We start from the raw sequence: 18,796 nt of genomic DNA, 5'->3' as shown, positions 1-18,796 counted from the left end.
TCTTCTACAATTACTTTGCAGGGCGGGTAAGTTCAGCTGGACCACCCAATGCCACTGGTGTCTTCGTAAAGCTCAGTGTCATCCATGCGTAAACACCTAAGAGAATAACCAGCAAGGTTTGAATGGTATGTACAATCAGTACAAAATAGAGTGCTTGATTGTCTGCCACCCCATAAAGTATCAGCATTGTTTTGACTGCAAAATGCCAAGGTCCTGCTCCATTAGGCGTTGGTACAATAACAGCTATTGAGCCAACGACAAAGCTTACAAGTGCACAAGAAAGACCGAGGTTTGCTGTTGCATCAAAGCAAAAGAATGTCAAGTAATAATGAAGGAAGTAACTTCCCCATATCGCCAGACTGTAGAAGATAAACAAAGGTATATTCTTTACTTTACGCAAAGAACTTATTCCCTGCCATATACCACCTAACATCTCCTTCACTTTCTTGTAGAAAGATAGGTGACGTAGCACATAATAGAAGAGGATAATTGATGCAACACCACAGATAGCCGTTACCAGCCAGCCCGTTGGTGAGAACATACCGAAGATATCATCAATACGTGTACCTGTCCTTGAAAAGAAGTTCGTGAAAACTCTTATCTGCATCAAAAAGGCTGTGGCACTGATGAATAATACAATAAGCGTATCTACTGCACGCTCAGTCACTACTGTACCAATAGCTTTTGGGAAGGCAATCTTATCATATCTATTCAACACTCCACAACGAGCAAACTCACCAATGCGGGGAATAAGCAGACTGACAGCATAAGAAAGAAAGATAGAGTTAACACAGACCGATGCGCGTGGATGCTCACCGATAGGTTCAAGACTCTGCTTCCATCTCCACCCACGAAAAGCCTGCGCCAGTATGCCGAAAGGGAGTGAGAGAATCATCCAGGTCCAGTTCATCTCATGTAGCAGTACATGTTTGATACTGGAGAAGTCGAATCCCCTATACATCCAATAAAGGATTGCACTTCCAAGTAGTAACGGCAATGCAATCTTCACAGTATTGTTGAACAGTTTCTTCGTCCTCATATAATGGAGCAAAGATAATTAAAATGTTTTTTAATGCAAAATAAAATGAGTATCTTTGTAGGCAAATAAAGAAAAATTATGAAATTAGTCAAGCCAAAGAAGAATTTGGGTCAGCACTTCCTTACTGACTTAAGCATAGCTCGTCAGATTGCTGACACCGTTGATGCCTGTCCAGATATCCCTGTATTAGAGATTGGACCAGGTATGGGTGTCCTTACTCAATATCTTGTTGAGAAGCCACGTGAAGTGAAAGCTGTAGAGATAGACTCGGAAAGTGTTGCTTTCCTCTACGAGAAATTCCCTAAGTTACGTGAGAATATTCTTGGACAAGACTTCCTCCGCATGGATTTAAATGAAGTCTTTGATGGTAGACAGTTTGTGTTGACAGGCAACTATCCTTACGACATCTCGTCTCAAATTTTCTTTAAGATGCTTGAGTATAAAGACCTTATCCCTTGCTGTACGGGTATGATACAACGTGAGGTCGCACAGCGTATGGCTGCTGGACCTGGCTCAAAGACGTATGGTATCTTATCCGTCTTGATGCAAGCATGGTATAATGTGGAATATCTCTTTACCGTAGATGAGAATGTCTTCAATCCTCCTCCAAAGGTTAAGAGTGCCGTTATCCGTATGACACGCAACGAAGTGACGGACATTGGCTGTGATCAGCTACTCTTTAAACGTGTGGTGAAGACTGTGTTCAACCAGCGTCGTAAGATGTTACGGGTGAGCTTACGACAGATATTCAATGCGGTTAAACCTACTGATGGTTTCTATGAGCAAGACATTATGACCAAACGTCCAGAGCAACTATCTATCGCTCAGTTTGTTGAACTAACAAACATGGTTGAGGAACAATTGAAGATTATTGGACAATAAATAGGAAGAAATATAACTCCTAATGACAAGAAAAGAACAATATAACCAACTCATACTACAGATTGCCGGACTTATTAAGGATGAAACAAACCTTGTAGGTATCTTAGCAAATGTGTCAGCAGCATTGCATGACACCTTTCCAGAGCGTTTCTTTTGGGTGGGCTTTTATCTCCAAGAGAATGGAAATATGTTGAGATTAGGTCCTTTTCAGGGGTCAGTAGCCTGTTACGTCATCCCATTCGGCAAGGGTGTCTGTGGGAAGGCATGGAAAGAAGAACGCACCCTTATTGTTCCCGATGTAGAGAAATTCCCTGGACACATTGCTTGTAGTAGTCTTTCACGCAGTGAGATTGTTGTTCCGATGTATGATGACTCACATACTTTCCGTGGTGTACTCGACATTGATAGTACCCAGCTCAACGACTTCAACGAAGACGATAAAGAAGGTTTGGAACGTATCATCGAACTACTAATGGCAGAAACACAAGACCTCTTCCAATAGAAAGGATAGAAAACCTTGTTTTGACAAAAAAGTAAAGTAAAATCTTGTGCATATCCGAATTAATACCTATTTTTGTAAAGTAGAAATTTAATATTACGAATATATGTTAGACGTTAAGCAGACATTAAATGATGCCAGCGAGCGCATGGAAATGGCAACGATGTATCTCGGTGATGAGTTGCAGCGCATCCGTGCTGGCCGTGCAAACGTAGCCATCCTCGATGGTGTACGAGTAGAATCTTACGGTTCAAAGGTTCCTTTGAATCAGGTTGCCTCAGTCATGGTGCCTGACGCACGTACCATTGCTATCAAGCCATGGGATAAAAAGGCTATCAAAGATATTGAAAAGGCTATCATGGACTCAGATGTTGGTATCACACCAGAGAACAATGGTGAATTGATTCGTCTGAACTTGCCTCAGCCAACAGAGGAGCGTCGTCGTGACTTGGTAAAGCAGTGTAACAAGATTGGTGAGCGCACAAAGGTTGAGATTCGCAATGTGCGTTCTGACATCAAGGAAAAACTGAAGAAAGCTATCAAGGATGGTCTTTCAGAAGATAATGAGAAGGATGCTGAAGACAGCTTGCAGAAGATTCATGACAAGTTTATCAAGCAGGTTGAAACACTGTTAGAGGATAAGCAGAAAGAGATTATGACCGTTTAAAAAACCTCCCCAAGCCCCTCCGAAAGGAGGGGATGTAATAGGCAAGTGCTTCTGATATATTATCAATACCTTACTCAAACAAAAACATACAAGCGGTTATAATAGACTGTTTGTAAGCGATAAAATATTATTCTAACTGGCTTCCGTTAGGCACTCCCCTCCTTTCGGAGGGGTTGGGGGAGGCTTCCTTATTTTTATGCGCGGCTTAGTAATAAAGAACACAGGTAGTTGGTACACGGTAAAGACCGAGGAAGGCAAGACGATAGATAGCAAGATTAAGGGCAATTTCCGTTTGAAGGGGATTCGCTCTACCAATCCTGTGGCTGTTGGTGACCATGTTATCATCACGCCTAATCAGGAGGGAACGGCTTTCATCACTGAGATAGAAGACCGTAGGAATTATATTATCCGAAAGTCACCTAACCTCTCTAAGCAGAGCCATATCATTGCTGCTAATATCGACCAAGCGTTCTTGATTGTCACAACAAACTATCCCGAAACTTCCACCACATTCATCGACCGCTTCCTCGCCAGTGCTGAAGCTTACCGCATTCCAGTAACACTCGTCTTTAATAAACACGACCTGCTTGATGAAGATGAACTACGTTACCAGCATGCAGTAATGAATCTCTATGAGACCATCGGTTATCAGTGCGTAGAGATACAAGCGAGTGCCGAAGCTAATAATGAATTCAGTGTGGAGAAACTAAAACCATTATTAGCTGAAAAGGTAACACTTTTGAGCGGTAATAGTGGCGTAGGAAAGTCAACGATTATCAATGCTCTCCTACCCCATGTCAACCTCCGTACGGCAGAGATTTCCGATGTACATAACACGGGTATGCACACTACTACATTCAGCGAGATGCTGGAGTTGCCAATGGGTGGATATCTTATTGACACACCGGGTATCAAGGGATTCGGAACCTTTAATATAGAACGTGAAGAGTTGACAAGCTACTTCCGTGAAATCTTCAAGTTCTCAAAAGATTGTCGATTCTCAAACTGTACGCACACACATGAGCCCGGCTGCGCAGTAAGAAAGGCTATCGAAGAACATTATATTGCAGAAAGCCGATATAACAGTTATCTTTCAATGCTCGAAGATAAGGAAGAAAATAAATATCGTGAGGCTTTCTAAAGATTCCTAGAAAAGCTATTTAACAAGCTATAAACACCTTTCTGACAGACAAGACATACTTTGAAGACAGAATAACATAGGAACATTTCGTTTAGTAACATAATTTGTCATTCTTCGCTAAAACATTTTAATCACAGAACAAACAAACCTAACAGAGCTCCAAAGCGACACAAAGTTCCTAAAGAGGCAACAAATGAATACGCAAAAGACAATAGGAGCTTTTGTCCCTATATCTACGTATGATTCGTTTATTTTGAAACGATTTAAATAATTTCTCGGATACGGTCTGACTAATAAGGAGTGCCTAACGGCAGACATTAATAAATCATTTCAAATCGAGCAAATAAGACTCTTACGAACCACATACCGCTAGGCACATTCCTCTTTCTAGAGGAAGTTTGGAGAGGTCTTATCCTGCCACTGGTCCACTTCCCCCTTCTTTGTTTTCCTTCTCCTCTTTTTCTTCCTTTTTCTTTTTCGGTGTCTCATACGAGTTATCGCGCAAGGCTGCTTTCAACTCCACGCTTGGCGTAAACGTTACTCGAGGTTTGATCGTTTCGGTTTTAAAGGCTTTCTCATTCTACGCTCCCTCACTGGATAAGGTTAAACGCATCGTACCGAACTCGCCCAACTGAATACTAAAACCATCACGGAGATAATGGGGCAAACAATCAATGAAGTTATAGAGCACGTTTGAGGCGTCACCACGTGTCAGCGATGAGCGACCCGAAATGTCACGAGCAATATCATCCAACGTTTTACGCCCCACGTTTACAGGATTAGCATAAAACTTCACTTCCTCCCGCTGCTGCGGATTTTTCTTTGGTACTAAACGAATTTTCATGATGTTTTGGTTTTTAAATTATTAATACTATTGTTGTTTATCATAGTATAGGGCAGCACACCTCTGCAGCTTTCCTCATGCATCTTCATGCTGCCCCCATTCTATTTTCTTAATTTATTTTCCTCCTATCACCGCTTCATTTTTCACTCTTTCAGCATCCCCCTCCTACCAGATGCATATTGCCTTACTGCCGAATACGTATCTACGTGCTGACAGATACGGTGCGCGTTGCCGTTAGATACGTATCTAGCAGCTGCGCAATGCGTATCTACGAGTAGCTAGATACGCATCCGCCAGCGCGCAGATACGGTGAGTGCAGCGATGGAATGCGTATCATATTAGGTCAGAGCAAAATTTCTAACGGGTCGGAAGAAAATTTCTAACACGTTAGAAATTTCTCGCTAACCCGTTCCCCGTACATTTCTAACACGTTAGAAATTTTCTTGTAACCCGTTAGATTTTTTACGCACCCCATTCTCCTTTTTTTTTAATCGTAGAACACTCTATTAAATACGGTGAATGTGACGACAAAATCCCTTGTCCGTTAGGCACTCCCTCTCTGTAGGAGAGGGCTGGAGATGAGGCCCTTAGGGCTACTCAAACAAAGGATCGTTCCTAAATCCGTTGTAACGATCGTAGTAGTCTACGTAGACGTTAGCACTGCCGAAAGTCAGGATGCACGCGCTGTAGTTTTGCCATGAATGAGTACTAGATGACCAATAGTTGCCTTCAACGCCAACGCCTCCCAGTTGACCAAAGTGGTAGTGCCCCAAGGCGGGCAGGTAGAAATAATTATTTGCTTCGACAACAGAGGGGAGACCTGAATTATAGATACTACTACTGTTATTATAGTAGCTTTTTAACGTTGTACGTGAGTCAGTTGTATTATCTGCAGATTTCTCTGTGTCATAATGATGTTCGGCTATCAACACAGACTTTTTCTTAAACCACATACCACCTTTGTATAAGTGACCCATAGTAGTCCATAGTTCATCTGCATCCCAACGGGGATCACCATACATTGCGTACCAAGACATCTCGTTTGCGTTAGGAAGAGTGGCACATGTCTGGGTAGCTTGTAATGGACCGTTACCCTCGTTATACCAACGTGGATCGCTGTTGTTCTGGGCATAGTTTGATGAACTGTTGCCGTTGAGAGTTGGCTGACCGTTTGCAAGATTCTTTGTCCATTCATAACCGTCCCAATATTGTTTCTGCGCATCCCACTGATAATAATGGTCGCCATCGTAATCCTTTACGTTGAGGTTTGCTGTCATGTCATAGTACGTATTCTTTGCGTAATTGTAAGAACTCAAAATCTTCGTAATTGTTCCCTCAACATTCGTGACTACATCTTTTATCCAATAGCGTACTCTGAGAACATGTGTGCCTGGTTTAATAACCATGTAGGCACCGTTGGTTGCTACACTAGCAGAGGTATTTGTTAATGGGAAGCCATTAACGTAAGCACCGCTCCCCTTGGTGGTAAGAATAATCTGCTTGCCACTGCCCGTACCTGTCAACTCACCGGTAGTTGGGTCAAATGTATAGGTGTGAGTAATATCGTTGTCAGAGGTTACTTCAACCTTGGTCAGGTAGCAGTCTTTTAAAATCGTATTACTTGTATATGGTTGAAAGACAAGGATAGCTGCTTGATGATCAAGTGCAAAAGCAAACGAACCGTTTGACTGCTTCGATGCATTAGCTGTTCCGCAATCACCAGATTCTCCAAAATGATCGGTTGTGTTTGGCGTTGCTTGTGTCTGTGCTGCAGAAATGGTTACTTGATCGTTGCTACCGTTCTTACCAGGGTAGTAAACCTTATAGGTTGTATGGTTCTTGAACTTGCCTGGCACCTTAAACTTGAAAAAAGCAACCTTACCTGTTGGCGCATTGTTGCTAACCTGCCATGTACCGTCATCATCCTTTACATAGATCTTGTCGCCAGCCTCCCAATAGAAATTACCAGTATTGTAATCCATCGTTGTACGAGTTTTTGCCTCGTCCCCTGCAACAAACGTTGTGAGGTTCTTGTCATTCTCCTTGTCTGTGCCCGTTGTGCTCTGCGCTACGTCTTCATTGGCACACGATGAGAATGCCAACGCAAGTCCGCAGAAAGCTGCGAACGAAAGCAGGTGTGTCTTAAATAATTTCTTTTTCATTGTCTGTCTTTTCTTTTTTTGATTCTGTTTTCTTTACTTGGTTAATAACTCTCTTGCTTAGTCTTCCCATGAAGTAGAAGTTCCCTTGCTACTTTCCTCTATGTCTTCCCACTCTGTTGCAGCTTTAGCACTTGAGGGACCAGAAGCGTGATGTCCTGGGTTGTGCTGGCTAGGGAAAGAGGTAGCCATAAGACTAGTTTCTTCACTCATGTGTGCTATCTGGCACTGTGGCGCATGATAGACTTTTCTTTCTTTTGTTTTTATCATCTTTTTGATTTGATTAAAATAGTTGTTATTTACTCTCTATGTGTGGCTTTGTTACTCACCTTTTATATATACATCCTGACGAACTCATTATTTATCCTTTCTGATTGCCTACCCTCTCCCTCTCTACAGGCAGACAGCGCATTACCGCTGCCTGCCCGAGAAATCAACGAGGGAAAACAAACTATTATCAGAGAATTATAATTATCTTTTGCAGTAAAACCAGTGCTTAAAACGTCCTTATTTTGCTTTTTAGATAGCTCGCAAACGGACACAAAAAAGCGAACAAAGGAAACTCCTAGAAGTCCTTTGTTTACAAGGGTTACGCCACGTTTCGCGCGCGCGTAGGATGGAAGAAAAAAAGTATGATTAAACGCTAGGTGCGCCTGTGTGTGTGTGTGTTAGCAAAATATCTGAAACTACCAAATATAAAGCACTAAAAAAGGCAAAGAATTCAAAGTTTCTTTGCTGTGCTAGATTCATCTGATATGTCACTGCTAATTGTTTCACGGGCGCAAAGGTAAGAAGAATAAATTAACTAGCCAAACAAAAACAAAAGAAAAAGCCTCAACCTCAACCTCTCATCGAAATGAGGAGGAAGGTATAATGTTCTGTTTGCCATGCTTTGTAGCGATATAGAAAAAGGAGAAGTGGAGGCTTAATAATTGGGAAAAAGAGACAAAAGAAGTTCCCAGTTGTCGGCGAACTCACGGATAGTTGGAAAGAGGATGTTGGCTCCTTCATCAAGAAGAGTAGCATCGGGCAATGGTCCGCTATTGATTGCCACCGTATAACAACCTGCCGCCGCACCTGCATGAACACCAAGTGGTGCATTTTCAACAACAATACCCTCTGTTGGTAGATAATTACCAGCCTTTTGCAATCCCATCAGATAAGGATCAGGATTAGGTTTACCACGTTCCACATCGTAAGCTGTCGTTATCTGGTCTGCAGAAACGAAGTCGCCAAAATCACGAGTGACACGCTCTATCAATGGGAGCTGTGCACTTCCTGTCACAATACCAATCTTTAATCCACTCGCCTTAATCTTTTGCATAAGGTCGATTACACCATCAAACACTTTTGCTTCTGGCATTTCATGGAAGTAACGCGCCTTCACATCATACATCCGCTGTGCTTCCTCCTCACTTAGCTCCTTACCGAGTTGCGCCTTAGCATACTTACGAATAGTATCAACACCACGCGCTCCTTCTGTTGCATATGAATCTTCGAGCGTAAAATGAATACCGAATTCCTTCATAGCACGCTGCCACGCAACACCATGATTGGGCATTGAATCATAAAGAACACCGTCCATATCAAAGAGAACGACTTGAGGAACTCTCAAAGAAGTCCCTCCGAGAAAGGAAATGTTTTGCTGAGATTGAGACGACATAGCTATTTTCTTCACCTTATTATATATTATTATCCTCAAGTCCCTCAGCTATGTGAAGAACTTGAGGATACATTAAGAATATTATAAAATAGTATTCCCCCCTTGAAACCTACCCACACCACCTTTAACTAAATTCAGCTAAGTACTCCTCCCCTTTCGAGCTACTCTTTATACACATCTCAATTAACTTAAAATTTGTGATAAGAATTATATTGTATAATACTAAAATCATTGATTTTTAGTAATTAAATCTCTTAAATTCTGTTTATATCGCACTCTTTTATTAAAAGATTTTTTGTTAAACAGAGATGTGTATAAAGAGTAGCCCTTTCGAGGGGGTTGGGTGGGGCTTCCCTCCCCTCCTTTGGAGGGGTTGGGGGAGGTTCTTATTCCTTTGTCAGTCTTTCCTGTATAGCCTTGCTCTCAGCCTCGTAATCTGGCTTATTGAGAAGAGCAAACATATTCTTCTTATAAGCCTCAACACCTGGCTGATTAAAAGGATTCACTTCCTGAATAAGACCGCTGATACCGCAAGCCTTCTCGAAGAAGTAGATGAGCTGACCGAGGTAGTACTCGTTCAATGTAGGAACGCTGACACGGATGTTAGGAACACCACCATCAACGTGAGCCAAACGTGTACCGAGCTCTGCCATCTTGTTTACCTCATCAACACGCTTACCAGCGAGGAAGTTCAAGCCATCGAGATTCTCCTCATCGTGTGGGAAGAGTACCTTTGCATTAGGCTCCTCAATAGAGATAACAGTCTCGAAAATAGAACGCTCACCTTCTTGAATCCACTGACCCATTGAGTGAAGATCGGTTGTGAAGTCACAAGCAGCTGGGAAGATACCCTTACGGTCCTTACCCTCGCTCTCTCCGTAGAGCTGCTTCCACCACTCAGCAAAGAAGTGGAGCTTTGGCTGGAAGTTAGCAACAATCTCAATCTTCTTACCTGCCTGTGAGTAGAGACCCTGACGAACAGCAGCATAACGAGCAGCAATATTATTTGCGAAAGGAACGTCAGCAGATGTCTCTTTCTCCATTACCTGTGCACCTTCAACAAGCTTCTGTACGTCGAAACCTGCGACTGCGATTGGCAACAAACCTACTGGAGTAAGCACAGAGAAACGACCACCAACATTGTCAGGAATGATAAATGTCTTGTAACCTTCCTTAGTTGCAGCAGCACGTGCAGCACCCTTATGCTCATCTGTGATAGCAACAATCACATCCTTTGCAGCTTCCTTGCCCAACTGATCCTCACACTGCTTCTTCAAAAGACGGAATGCAAGTGCTGTCTCTGTTGTTGTACCAGACTTAGAAATATTGATAACACCAAACTTCTTATCCTTCAAGTAGTCTGTCAACTCAGCGAGATAGTCCTCACCGATGTTGTTACCTGCAAAGAGAATCGTTGGATTCTTCTTGTCATTTACAAGCCAAGCGAAGCTGTTACCCAAAGCTTCGATGACAGCGCGAGCACCGAGGTAAGAACCACCGATACCTGCAACGACAACCACCTCACACTTCTCACGGAGTGTATTGGCAACCACCTGAATCTCATTAAGGAACGCTGGAGTAATGCTTGATGGCAAATGCAACCATCCAAGGAAGTCATTACCAGGACAAGTAGCTTTCTCCAAAGCGTCCTGAGCTGCAGCTACGTGAGGAGCATAAGCCTCTACTGCGCCCGGATTCAAGAACTGGGCGGCTTTCGTGATGTCTAACTTAATACTTTCCATTTGTGTTTATCTAAATGAATCTGTTAATAATTTAATTTCTATTTGTGGACTGATACGTTCATAGAGAATGTTATAAACTGCATCGAGAATTGGCATATTGACGTGCAGACGACGATTAATCTCCTTCATACACTTCGTACCAAAATATCCTTCAGCTATCATTTCCATCTCAATCTGTGCCGACTTGACGCTGTATCCCTTTCCAATCATTGTTCCAAAGGTATGGTTACGCGAGAATTTACTATATCCCGTCACCAACTGGTCACCAAGGTATACACTGTCAATGATGGACCGTTGAATTGGATTAATAGTATTAAGGAAGCGTTCCATCTCCTGCATTGCATTCGACATCAACACTGCTTGGAAGTTATCACCATACTTCAAGCCAGAACAAATACCAGCAGAAATAGCATAAACGTTCTTCAAGACAGATGCATACTCTATACCGAGGACGTCGGGAGAGGTCTTAGTCTTGACATAGTTTGATGCTAACACCTCCGTGAAGGCACGTGCCTTCTCAAGATCAGAACAGCCAACAGTAAGATAGGTGAGTCGTTCCATCGCCACTTCCTCCGCATGAGACGGTCCACCAATAACAGCAAGATTATTGTATGGAACACCGTATGCCTCATGGAAATACTCTGAACAAACAAGGTTCTCATCAGGAACAATACCCTTGATAGCCGTTAAGATTAGCTTTGTATTGAGCTTTGTCTTCAGTTTCTTCAGTAAAGCTTTCAGATAAGGAGAAGGAGTAACAAACACCAAGGTGTCATACTCCTGCACTATCTTATTGATATCCGAAGAGAGCATCACCTCATTCATGTTAAATTTCACACTTGTGAGGTAAGAAGGGTTGTGTCCTCTCCGCTTAAATTCTTCTATCTTATCGTCACGTCGGAAGTACCAACCAATATGATGCGTATGCTCCACAACAATCTTAGCGATAGCCGTTGCCCAGCTACCGCTTCCTATGATTGCTATTTTACCGATGTCGAACATAGACGTTAAGAATAAGAGTAAAAAGGGAAAAAGTAGAGAACGTGGAAGATATCAGTATTGTATTATGACCTAATACCATTGCTATAGTTATACTTCTCTTTTAGTTATTCATCCTACTTTATGCCCTTTTACTTCTTTCTCATTTACTTTTTACTTTTCGTTAGCTCCGTCAATCCACTGCTGAATAGCCTCAACAGAAGGCTTCTCATAACCGAGTTTGTACTTCTTGTTGATATCTCCGAGCTTCTGCTGCAAGCCCTGTGCCTTCTCCTCTTTAATGTCAGAGATGAGGTTGAAGCCTGCCTTGCGCAAAACATATACCCACTCTTCAGCAACACCAAGCTCAGCCCATTCCTTAACAGAAGACTGTGGAATCTTTGGTTCTGGCTTCATCTGTGGGAAGAGCAATACTTCCTGGATGTATTCCTTACCGGTCATCAGCATTACCAAACGGTCGATACCGATACCAATACCAGAAGTTGGAGGCATACCATACTGCAAAGAGCGGAGGAAGTCCTGATCGATAATCATCGCCTCATCATCACCCTTGTCAGCCAAACGCATCTGTTCGATGAAACGTTCTTCCTGATCAATTGGGTCATTCAGCTCTGAATAAGCATTAGCCAGCTCCTTTCCATTTACCATCAACTCAAAACGCTCTGTCAGTCCTGGCTTAGAACGATGCATCTTGGTCAGTGGTGACATCTCAACAGGATAGTCAGTGATGAAGGTTGGTTGGATATATGTACCCTCACAGAACTCACCAAAGATTTCATCTATGAGCTTACCCTTACCGAAACTCTCATCAATTTCTTCGAGTTTCAACTCGTTAACAGCAATATTACGGATTTCCTCCTCTGTCTTACCATAGAGATCGAAACCTGTCTTCTCCTTGATTGCATCAAGGATAGGTAGACGACGGAATGGTGCCTTGAAGCTGATAACCTTGTCACCAACCTGTACCTCTGGCTTACCATTTACCTCTATACAAATCTTCTCAAGAAGTTTCTCAGTGAAAGACATCATCCAGTTGTAGTCCTTGTATTGTACATAAAGTTCCATACAAGTAAACTCTGGATTGTGGAAACGGTCCATACCCTCGTTACGGAAGTTCTTACCGATTTCATATACACCCTCGAAACCACCAACAATCAGACGCTTCAAATAAAGTTCTGTTGCGATACGCATGTACATATCGACGTTGAGGGCATTGAAGTGAGTGATGAATGGGCGCGCACTTGCACCACCAGCAATACTCTGCAAGGTAGGAGTTTCTACCTCTGTATAACCAGCCTCATCGAAGAACTTACGCATGGTACGCAATACGATAGCACGCTTCAAGAAGGTATCTTTCACACCCTCATTCACAACGAGGTCAACATAACGCTGACGATAACGCTGCTCTGGGTCTTCAAACTTATCGTATGCCTCACCGTCCTTATACTTAACAACAGGCAGTGGCTTCAAACTCTTTGACAAAAGAGTAATCTCCTTCGCATGAACAGAGATTTCTCCCATCTGTGTCTTGAACACTTCACCCTTCACTCCAATAAAGTCACCAATATCGAGCAACTTCTTGAAGACCTTGTTATATAATTCTTTATCCTCACCCGGACAGATATCGTCACGAGTGATATAAACCTGGATTCTACCCTTGCTATCCTGTAACTCTGCGAAGGAAGCCTTGCCCATGACACGGCGTCCCATCATACGACCAGCGATTACAACCTCACGCTGTTCGTCCTCCTTGAACTGCTCTTTAATATCAGTAGAGTAAGCATTCGTTGGAAACTCTGCTGCTGGATAGGGATCAATCCCCATCTCACGCAATTCCTGCAGGCTTTGGCGGCGACCAATCTCCTGCTCAGATAATTCTAAAACGTTCATATTTATAATTAAATCGAATATATTCTTATAGGATGCAAATTTACTAAATAATTCGCAAACTATAGCTGCTTTTTCCTTTTTTATGGCATTGGGATATCCTTAAACTAAAATCACAGCAGCTATCATTCTTAGTAAATCTCCAATCAATTCAGTAAACAATAATGCTTATTATTCTCAATTATATATTATAATGTCAATCCTTGAACAACCCAAACAAACTTTGTTCAGACCCTAATAAACCGATTTGAGTTAAAGGTAAAAAAGAAAGTTAATCTGTTATCCTGTCTTTTCTCGCTTATTCTGTCTAATTTATATATTTCTTTAAGATTTCCTTGCCCATTCTAAAAAGATGTCTTACCTTTGCAACCGTGAATAAACTAGCAATGACATATCAGACCAATCTAGCACAGCAAAGAAACTTTGATTTCTTTGCCTTTTTTAGTGCTTTATATTTGGTAGTTTCAGATATTTTGCTAACACACACACACACACACACACACAGGCGCTACTAGCGTTTAATCATACATCTTTTCTTCCATCCTACGCGCGCGCGAAGCGTGGTGTAACCGTTATAAACAAAGGACTTCACGGAGTTTCCTTTGTTTGCTTTTTTGTGCCTGTTTGCGAGCAGGCTAAAAGGCAAAATAAGAAACGTTTAGATACAAGACAAGAAAGAAAAAGGAGGAGCGCAAGCAATAGCAAGATAAGAAAAAAAGCGACTTACAAATATTCACAAATCATTAATTCATTAGATTTCATTAATTCATTAGACTAATTTTATGAACCATTAAACTCAAAACAAAAATGGAGAAACAAGAAAAAAGGAACTATCTTTCACCAGTGTGCCAGATAGTCAGCGTAAGCGAAACGAGTTATCTCATGGACACGTCTTTCCCAAGTCAGCACAGACCAGCGCATCATGGCGGTACCATTTCAAGTGCAAAGGCTTCGATGCCATGGGATGAAGACAAGGACGAAGAGAACCAGAACCCATCATGGGAAGAGTAACAGAGAGTTATTAACAAACAGAACAAAGTAACAATGAAGAAAACAATGAAACAGAATTCATTCATCACACGACTAAAGTCTTTGGCAGTCGTGTTTGGCATAGGCTTGGCATTTGCATCCTGCGCTAACGAGGATGTAGCCCAGAACCCAACGAACTCCAATGAGGATAACGACAAGAATCTCACTACCTTTGTTGCAGGTGACGAGACAAAGACCCGCACATCAATGGATTACAACAGTGGAGACTTCTATTGGGAGAAAGACGATTATATCTACGTAAAGGACGACGACGGCGTATTGCAGAAGAGCACGAACGCTCCAACCCAAAAGGTTGCATCTTTTAAGTATATGGTGCCAGGTAAGTTTACTGCAAGTAGTAGTTATAAGGTTTATTACTTGGGCAAGAACAGCAGCGGCAACTCTGTAAGTATCTCAACCGCCCAAAGTCAGACAGCCCCAGACAATACCGAGCACTTCGGCACCGCTGGCGACTATGGTACCGCAACTGCAACAAAGGTGTCAGGCAAGCAACAGTTTAAGTTTGAATTAGAGCATCAGCCAGCTTACCTTGTCTTTCAGCCTTACACAAGTAACACAATTCTACAGAACTGTTACTTAACAAAGGTAGAGGTAACCTCCGACAAGGATATAGCGGAGACCTACACTGTCAACCCAACAACAGGTGCTTTAGACGCTTCTGCAGTAACAAACGGCAAAAAGATAATCTTAGTGACAAAAGACCCAACAAGTGGCAGCAGCTACAACAGCGGTTTTCCTTTGACTAACAATGCAGCTAGCAGAACTACAAACGGAGCTTACATGGTGATTAAGCCAGGTGCTCATATTTTAAGGGTACGTTATTGGGTAAAGGACAAGGCAACAAACGTAGAGGGAACTATAACAAAAACTCTATCCCCAAAAACGTATGCTCCTAACACCTACTACGATATGACTGCACAGCTAGACGTAAAGGATTACGATGGCGACCATTATTACATGTGGGACGCACAGAATCAATATTGGTACGGTTACGAATGGACAAAGAACTTGCCAGCAGGTACAGGCCAGCCAACACTTAACGGTAACAGTTCTTCAAACCACGCTCAGAACAGCACTGACCCAAACCATCGTTACTACCACGAGGGTTTCAGTGCACCTTACAATGCTTTCAATGCAACTCAAAGTTGCGTAGGTCTTCCCAACGTGAATGAGATGACGTGGTATGCAGCCAAAGGCGATCCTCGTTGGGATAGAGATGAATTATGGACAACCATGGGTCATTTATATAAAGGCGGCATGTGGTTTAAGAAGAAGTCACAGATAAGCGGATTCAACGCCAACATGGCTGAAGACGGCAGTGATTGGCGTACAGTAAACAAAGACCAAAGCTGGTCCGTATCTCAGACTCTTCCTTCTGCTGCCGACGCAGGTAATTATTTTTACCTGCCCGCCTTGGGTTCCTACTTCTTTGGTCAGCTGTATGACGTTGGCAACTACGGCAGCTATTGGTCGTCTAGTGTTCGCCCGTGGTCCAGCGACGGCGCATACAACCTGGACTTCTCCGATAATCACGTCCACGTGAACGGCGGCGGCTACCGCAACTACGGATACAGAGTCGACGGGTTTGAGTAGTCCTAAAAGCCCCACCCCGAACCTCTCCGAACCAGCGGTCACTGGCCGAAGAGAAGTAAAGGGAAGGGAGTGCCTAACGGGATAAAGGATGAGAGACAAGGAAAAATCTAACTCGTTGGAAGAAAAGTTTTAATAGGTTATAAATTTTCAGGGAACGTGTTAGCGAGAAATTTCTAACGGGTTGGAAGAAAATTTCTCTACGGTGAGAAATTTACGTACCTACGGTTGGAAAGAAATTTTTCACAAAGGAAAATTTTCTTCTGACCGTAGGTAATTTTAAGGCTTACCTTTGGCTGTGAAAATAGATGAGGGGGAAGAGGAATTTCCAAGGCATGGAAATGCTGTAAAAACTTAAATATTTACTTTTAAAAACAAAACAATTATGAAGATTAAACTCCAAAAGAAGAAGAATCCGCAGAAGCGGACAGAAGAAAAGTATTATGCTAATCCTGTAAATCTTGGTAAGAAGACCTTGCGAGATATTGCTCATGACATTGCGGGGCGTTCTTCGCTGACGCGTGGTGATATTGAAAACGTACTGTCGAACTTTATGGAGTGTTTGCCTAGTTACCTCCGCGATGGCTTTAGCGTGCAGCTGGGTGAGTTTGGCACGATGCGCTTGACACTTTCAAGCGAAGGAGCTGCAACGGAAAAGGCCTTTAAGACCGAGACCATCAAGCCACGCGTAACGTTTACGCCGGGTGTAGAACTAAAAGCTGCGCTGCGCGAGAACTCGTATGAGACGGTCAAGGAGGAAGAGAAAAAGACGAAAGAAGGTTCTGGTGGTTCTCTGGGTCCATCGGTTTAAGTAAGTTTTTTAAGTTCCTCTTCTAAAGTGAAAGTGAGAAGAGCGAGAAAGGCCTTAAACTAGTTACTGAAGCGTAATGATTCGGAGGCTGTTAGCTAGGTTAAGGATATGGACGAAAGAGTTCGCGAACAAATTGAAAATTGTTCGCGAACTTTTTTTGATTTGTTCGCGAACAATTTTGGTAAGGTCTTTGAATAACTTCTCTCACATGAAGACAAAAAACATATTCTTCTAAGATATGTTTTAAAACACAATATACTCTATGATTCACGTTTGCCTGTATTTAACTACCTATTAAACCTACTATGATTTTGTTATCTATCCAACTTTTATTATCTTTGCATTACATTAAGTTGATTAGGTTATGAACGTAGAAAACATCATAAAAAGTATTCATCAGGAAGACGGATTAAGCCGTACACTCGGTATGGAGTTTATCTCTACGCCCGAGGACGACACATTGAAGGCAAGAATGGCTGTCGATGACCGTAACAAACAGCCTTTCGGATTCCTCGCTGGCGGTGCTTCATTGGCTCTCGCAGAGAATCTTGCTGGTATCGGTTCAATGGCATTATGCCCCGGAAAGATGGCTATGGGCATCAATGTACATGGCAATCACGTCAAGGCGATGCCATATGGTGGAACAGTTACGGCTTACGGAAAACTGATTCATAGGGGCCATACACTACACGTATGGAACATTGATATCAAGAATGGTGAAGACGAACTCATCTCAAGCGTACAAGTTACCAACTACGTCATAGCCCCACAAGAGAAGTAAATGGATTCTTTCTTTATCTATCGTGAGCCTTTCGAGAAGGTTTGTCATTGCTATTCACAGCCAGAGAAACCAACGGCTATTTCCTCACTTGCTGAACTTAATGGGCGCAAGGGATTTGTCATTGCTCCTTTCTATTGCGATGATAGTAACTCACTTTACTTGCTGGATGGTCAGAGGGGGGCTTCTATTGCTTTGCCATTAGATGGTAGCAAGGGTTTTGATGCTATTCCCGACTGGCAGGATGAGGCGGTACTTACTAACGAAACGCCTTCTCTTCGCGAGGCTTATCACAACGATTTCTGCCGTTTCCATAAAGAGTTAAAACACAATAGATTCCGTAAGTTAGTACTGGCGCGCTCGATTATCGAAACAAAAGACGAGAGTGTAACTCCTCGAAGCATTTTCCTTAAGGCTTGTGAGAAGTATCCACGCTCGTATATTGCACTTTTTTATACAGCAGAGACAGGTATGTGGCTTATTGCAAGTCCTGAAATTCTACTTCGTGGTGATGCTGAGGGGTATCAGACAATGGCGTTAGCTGGTACGATGAAGTATGAAGGTGAGGATATGAAGTGGTCTACTAAGAATCAAGAAGAACAACAACTCGTTGCTGACTATATCCGCACTTGCTTGCAACCGTTTGCTGCTGAGATTACAGAAAGCAAACCTTATACTGCTCGTGCAGCACATTTGGCGCATCTTCGCACAGACTTCACTTTCCAACTTAAAGACACACAGCGACTCGGAACATTCCTTACAGCCTTCCACCCTACCCCTGCCGTATGCGGTATGCCAAAGGATGAGGCACAGCAGTTTATTCTTCATAATGAACAACTGAACCGCAGTTATTACAGTGGTTTCAGTGGGCTACTTGGCGAGAAGGGTGCGGCAAAACTTTATGTCACCCTTCGCTGTATGCAACTCTCTCGTTCTACGTGTCGCCTTTATGCAGGTGGCGGACTCTTAAAGGAGAGTATAGAAGAGAATGAATGGCAGGAAACAGAAGCCAAACTTGACACTATGCGCCAGTTGTTAAAATGAG

The 18,796-nt window shown here is 42.6% G+C and carries 16 protein-coding genes and 1 pseudogene; 9 read left to right on the top strand and 8 right to left on the bottom strand.

Going from position 1 to position 18,796, the window contains the following annotated elements:
* Positions 1-10: 10 nt before the first annotated feature.
* The gene (locus tag J4861_RS06440; protein ID WP_211817311.1) at positions 11-1,039 is read right to left on the bottom strand and encodes a lysylphosphatidylglycerol synthase transmembrane domain-containing protein; all 1,029 of its coding nucleotides are present in this window, start codon (positions 1,037-1,039) and stop codon (positions 11-13) included.
* Positions 1,040-1,117: 78 nt separating this feature from the next.
* Between J4861_RS06440 and rsmA the strand changes: the two genes are divergently transcribed.
* The 4 genes from rsmA (at position 1,118) to rsgA (ending at position 4,228) form a co-directional block, all read left to right on the top strand.
* Positions 1,118-1,921, top strand: coding sequence for a 16S rRNA (adenine(1518)-N(6)/adenine(1519)-N(6))-dimethyltransferase RsmA (gene rsmA, locus J4861_RS06435; RefSeq protein ID WP_211817310.1), 804 nt, complete (start codon positions 1,118-1,120; stop codon positions 1,919-1,921).
* Positions 1,922-1,943: 22 nt separating this feature from the next.
* A complete protein-coding gene (locus tag J4861_RS06430; protein WP_211817309.1) occupies positions 1,944-2,423 on the top strand; it encodes a GAF domain-containing protein in 480 nt (159 codons plus the stop codon).
* Between the two features lie 103 nt (positions 2,424-2,526).
* Positions 2,527-3,087 carry a ribosome recycling factor gene (frr, locus tag J4861_RS06425; RefSeq protein ID WP_211804794.1) on the top strand — a complete coding sequence of 187 codons (561 nt, stop codon included), beginning with the start codon at positions 2,527-2,529 and terminating at the stop codon, positions 3,085-3,087.
* Positions 3,088-3,283: 196 nt separating this feature from the next.
* Entirely contained in the window at positions 3,284-4,228 is a 945-nt protein-coding gene (rsgA, locus tag J4861_RS06420; protein ID WP_211817308.1) for a ribosome small subunit-dependent GTPase A, read from the top strand.
* Between the two features lie 409 nt (positions 4,229-4,637).
* Here the strand turns inward: rsgA and J4861_RS06415 are convergent.
* The 7 genes and pseudogenes from J4861_RS06415 to lysS all read right to left on the bottom strand — a co-directional run bounded on the left by J4861_RS06415 (position 4,638) and on the right by lysS (position 13,525).
* Positions 4,638-5,072, bottom strand: a pseudogene (locus J4861_RS06415) (HU family DNA-binding protein).
* Positions 5,073-5,665: 593 nt separating this feature from the next.
* The gene (locus tag J4861_RS06410) at positions 5,666-7,234 is read right to left on the bottom strand and encodes a hypothetical protein (protein ID WP_211817307.1); all 1,569 of its coding nucleotides are present in this window, start codon (positions 7,232-7,234) and stop codon (positions 5,666-5,668) included.
* A gap of 57 nt (positions 7,235-7,291) precedes the next feature.
* Entirely contained in the window at positions 7,292-7,501 is a 210-nt protein-coding gene (locus J4861_RS06405) for a hypothetical protein (protein WP_211817306.1), read from the bottom strand.
* 655 nt (positions 7,502-8,156) lie between these two features.
* Complete coding sequence (locus J4861_RS06400) at positions 8,157-8,894, bottom strand: inorganic diphosphatase (RefSeq protein ID WP_211817761.1); 738 nt, start codon at positions 8,892-8,894, stop codon at positions 8,157-8,159.
* Positions 8,895-9,280: 386 nt separating this feature from the next.
* The gene (locus tag J4861_RS06395) at positions 9,281-10,636 is read right to left on the bottom strand and encodes a glucose-6-phosphate isomerase (protein ID WP_211817305.1); all 1,356 of its coding nucleotides are present in this window, start codon (positions 10,634-10,636) and stop codon (positions 9,281-9,283) included.
* A 6-nt stretch (positions 10,637-10,642) separates the two neighbouring features.
* The gene (locus J4861_RS06390) at positions 10,643-11,638 is read right to left on the bottom strand and encodes an NAD(P)H-dependent glycerol-3-phosphate dehydrogenase (protein ID WP_211817304.1); all 996 of its coding nucleotides are present in this window, start codon (positions 11,636-11,638) and stop codon (positions 10,643-10,645) included.
* Positions 11,639-11,788: 150 nt separating this feature from the next.
* Positions 11,789-13,525 (bottom strand): lysine--tRNA ligase, encoded by a 1,737-nt coding sequence (gene lysS / locus J4861_RS06385; RefSeq protein ID WP_211817303.1) that lies wholly within the window; start codon positions 13,523-13,525, stop codon positions 11,789-11,791.
* A gap of 804 nt (positions 13,526-14,329) precedes the next feature.
* Here lysS and J4861_RS06380 point away from each other — a divergent pair.
* The 5 genes from J4861_RS06380 to J4861_RS06360 all read left to right on the top strand — a co-directional run bounded on the left by J4861_RS06380 (position 14,330) and on the right by J4861_RS06360 (position 18,795).
* The gene (locus J4861_RS06380) at positions 14,330-14,533 is read left to right on the top strand and encodes a hypothetical protein (protein ID WP_249110891.1); all 204 of its coding nucleotides are present in this window, start codon (positions 14,330-14,332) and stop codon (positions 14,531-14,533) included.
* A 33-nt stretch (positions 14,534-14,566) separates the two neighbouring features.
* The gene (locus tag J4861_RS06375) at positions 14,567-16,165 is read left to right on the top strand and encodes a hypothetical protein (RefSeq protein WP_211817302.1); all 1,599 of its coding nucleotides are present in this window, start codon (positions 14,567-14,569) and stop codon (positions 16,163-16,165) included.
* Between the two features lie 382 nt (positions 16,166-16,547).
* Entirely contained in the window at positions 16,548-16,973 is a 426-nt protein-coding gene (locus J4861_RS06370) for an HU family DNA-binding protein (RefSeq protein WP_211817301.1), read from the top strand.
* 364 nt (positions 16,974-17,337) lie between these two features.
* A complete protein-coding gene (locus tag J4861_RS06365; RefSeq protein ID WP_211817300.1) occupies positions 17,338-17,754 on the top strand; it encodes a PaaI family thioesterase in 417 nt (138 codons plus the stop codon).
* Positions 17,755-18,795: an isochorismate synthase gene (locus J4861_RS06360; protein ID WP_211817299.1), complete on the top strand. Its 1,041-nt coding sequence runs from the start codon at positions 17,755-17,757 to the stop codon at positions 18,793-18,795.
* The last annotated feature ends 1 nt before the right edge of the window (position 18,796 follow it).

The organism is Prevotella melaninogenica, assembly GCF_018127925.1.
GTDB classification, from domain to species: Bacteria; Bacteroidota; Bacteroidia; order Bacteroidales; family Bacteroidaceae; genus Prevotella; species Prevotella melaninogenica_C.
Note: the sequence above shows the minus strand (reverse complement) of the source record. Positions and strands in the feature narration are given on the sequence as shown.

Bases quoted from the DNA above. Each gene is read 5' to 3' on its own strand.
- J4861_RS06440 (WP_211817311.1), bottom strand. From the start codon at position 1,039: ATGAGGACGAAGAAACTGTTCAACAATACTGTGAAGATTGCATTGCCG.
- rsmA (WP_211817310.1), top strand. From the start codon at position 1,118: ATGAAATTAGTCAAGCCAAAGAAGAATTTGGGTCAGCACTTCCTTACT.
- J4861_RS06430 (WP_211817309.1), top strand. From the start codon at position 1,944: ATGACAAGAAAAGAACAATATAACCAACTCATACTACAGATTGCCGGA.
- frr (WP_211804794.1), top strand. From the start codon at position 2,527: ATGTTAGACGTTAAGCAGACATTAAATGATGCCAGCGAGCGCATGGAA.
- rsgA (WP_211817308.1), top strand. From the start codon at position 3,284: ATGCGCGGCTTAGTAATAAAGAACACAGGTAGTTGGTACACGGTAAAG.
- J4861_RS06410 (WP_211817307.1), bottom strand. From the start codon at position 7,234: ATGAAAAAGAAATTATTTAAGACACACCTGCTTTCGTTCGCAGCTTTC.
- J4861_RS06405 (WP_211817306.1), bottom strand. From the start codon at position 7,501: ATGATAAAAACAAAAGAAAGAAAAGTCTATCATGCGCCACAGTGCCAG.
- J4861_RS06400 (WP_211817761.1), bottom strand. From the start codon at position 8,894: ATGTCGTCTCAATCTCAGCAAAACATTTCCTTTCTCGGAGGGACTTCT.
- J4861_RS06395 (WP_211817305.1), bottom strand. From the start codon at position 10,636: ATGGAAAGTATTAAGTTAGACATCACGAAAGCCGCCCAGTTCTTGAAT.
- J4861_RS06390 (WP_211817304.1), bottom strand. From the start codon at position 11,638: ATGTTCGACATCGGTAAAATAGCAATCATAGGAAGCGGTAGCTGGGCA.
- lysS (WP_211817303.1), bottom strand. From the start codon at position 13,525: ATGAACGTTTTAGAATTATCTGAGCAGGAGATTGGTCGCCGCCAAAGC.
- J4861_RS06380 (WP_249110891.1), top strand. From the start codon at position 14,330: ATGGAGAAACAAGAAAAAAGGAACTATCTTTCACCAGTGTGCCAGATA.
- J4861_RS06375 (WP_211817302.1), top strand. From the start codon at position 14,567: ATGAAGAAAACAATGAAACAGAATTCATTCATCACACGACTAAAGTCT.
- J4861_RS06370 (WP_211817301.1), top strand. From the start codon at position 16,548: ATGAAGATTAAACTCCAAAAGAAGAAGAATCCGCAGAAGCGGACAGAA.
- J4861_RS06365 (WP_211817300.1), top strand. From the start codon at position 17,338: ATGAACGTAGAAAACATCATAAAAAGTATTCATCAGGAAGACGGATTA.
- J4861_RS06360 (WP_211817299.1), top strand. From the start codon at position 17,755: ATGGATTCTTTCTTTATCTATCGTGAGCCTTTCGAGAAGGTTTGTCAT.